Below are 255 nucleotides of genomic sequence, written 5' to 3' on the forward strand. Positions count from 1 at the left end.
AACTGGAGCAGCGCATCAAGGCCCTGCAGGACCTTGCCTTGCAGGCCAGCGACGACCACGACACCTGGCTGGCCACCGCTGAGGCCCACCACATCGATGACCCGCACAGCCTGGCGGCCGCGCTGTCCTCCTATGACCGTGACGAGCCGACCTGCGCCCGTGGGTTGGAGATCGCCCTGGCCCTGCTGATCCACCCCATGGCCCAGCCAGTCCCCGGCACCGAAGACCACGACCGACGCTTCAAGCGCCTCGAGC

1 pseudogene is annotated in these 255 nt (G+C 68.6%); it reads left to right on the forward strand.

Annotation, left to right across the window (positions count from 1 at the left end):
• Positions 1 to 255 (forward strand): annotated as a pseudogene (locus WCE05_RS26585) (hypothetical protein); the annotation flags it as partial.

The sequence above is a fragment of the Pseudomonas sp. I2 genome, assembly GCF_040984075.1.
GTDB classification, from domain to species: Bacteria; Pseudomonadota; Gammaproteobacteria; order Pseudomonadales; family Pseudomonadaceae; genus Aquipseudomonas; species Aquipseudomonas guariconensis_B.